Origin of the sequence: Streptomyces sp. LS1784 (assembly GCF_020103755.1) — a bacterium.
Taxonomy (GTDB): domain Bacteria; phylum Actinomycetota; class Actinomycetes; order Streptomycetales; family Streptomycetaceae; genus Kitasatospora.
In genome coordinates this window covers 1-1,303 of record NZ_JAHSQD010001060.1, presented here as the reverse complement: position 1 = coordinate 1,303, position 1,303 = coordinate 1, and the positions used below count along the sequence as shown (strand labels likewise).

Genomic DNA, 1,303 nt, shown 5'->3' with positions numbered 1-1,303 from the left:
GGGCGCGGAGTGCGGCGTGCCGTCGGCCTTCGGGGACGGCAGCGGCAGCGCCGTGGGCTGCTCGAACGCGGCGCCGGTCAGCACCGCGTGCACGCCGAGCCAGGACAGCGCCACCGCCGCCCCGGTGGCCGCCGCCCAGGCGCCGAGCTGTACCAGTCCGTTCCGCATCGTCCGCACATCCTGCCGTATTTCCAAACGGACGGAGACCGGCACCCCCGGTATTCAGCAGGGCAGTTGCACAATGTCCGGACCCACCCCCGAGGTACAGACCACTGACCGGCGATGGCGTACCGTGCAGGCCCATGGCAACAGTGCTCGTGGTCGAGGACGACCCCTTCGTGCGTTCCGCCCTCATCCGCCACCTGACCGACACCGGTCACGCGGTGCGCAGTGTGGGCACGGCTCTGGAGGCGCTGCGGGAGGTCGCCCAGGTCGGCTGCGACCTGGTGATCCTCGACCTGGGCCTGCCCGACCTGGACGGCAGCGAGGCGCTCAAGATGATCCGGGGCCTGACCGACGTGCCGGTGATCATCTCCACCGCCCGGGACGACGAGGCCGAGATCATCCGGCTGCTCAACGACGGCGCTGACGACTACCTGGTGAAACCTTTCTCCGGAGAGCACCTCAGCGCCCGGATGACCGCCGTGCTGCGCCGGTTCGGCAACGGCGCGGCGCCCGTCGCCCAGGTGCTGCGGGTCGGCGGACTCGCGATCGACCTCCAGCGGCGGGAGGCCGCGCTGGACGGGCGGCCGCTCGACCTGACCCGCCGTGAGTTCGACCTGCTGGCCTTCCTGGCGGCCCGCCCCGGCGTGGTGGTGCCCCGCAAGGAGATCCTCGCCGAGGTCTGGCAGCAGACCTACGGCGGCGACCAGACCATCGACGTCCACCTCTCCTGGCTGCGCCGCAAGCTCGGCGAGACCGCCTCCAACCCCCGCTACCTGCACACCGTCCGGGGCGTCGGGGTCCGGCTGGAAGCCGCCGGAGGCCTGGCGGAGCACCGGACATGAGGCGGTTCGGGCGCTCGCTGCGCTGGGCCCTGATCAAGGCCGCCGTGGCCGGGACCACCATGGTCGCGCTGGCCTTCCTGATCCCGCTCGGGATGATGGTCCAGCAGACCGCGCGGGACCGGGCGTTCACCGCCGCCGAGCGGCAGGCCGCGGCGCTCGGGCCGGCCCTGGCGATCACCACCGACGAGGACGCGATCAACCGGGCCCTGGCCAGTACGGACGCCGGCGGGCAGGGGCGGATGGCGGTGCACCTTCCGGCGGCCGGGCAGCCCGCCGGAGCGGGTGCGGCCGGGGCG

The 1,303-nt window shown here is 73.4% G+C and carries 1 protein-coding gene and 1 pseudogene; both read left to right on the top strand.

Features of this window, described 5'->3' with window-relative positions:
- Nucleotides 1-302 precede the first annotated feature (302 nt).
- Nucleotides 303-1,007, top strand: coding sequence for a response regulator transcription factor (locus KS423_RS45605; RefSeq protein WP_224285531.1), 705 nt, complete (start codon nucleotides 303-305; stop codon nucleotides 1,005-1,007).
- Nucleotides 1,004-1,303, top strand: a pseudogene (locus tag KS423_RS45600) (two-component sensor histidine kinase); the annotation flags it as partial. The gene KS423_RS45605 and the pseudogene KS423_RS45600, both read left to right, overlap by 4 nt.

Excerpts from the sequence above, each read along its gene's own strand:
- KS423_RS45605 (WP_224285531.1), top strand. The coding sequence starts at position 303 with ATGGCAACAGTGCTCGTGGTCGAGGACGACCCCTTCGTGCGTTCCGCC.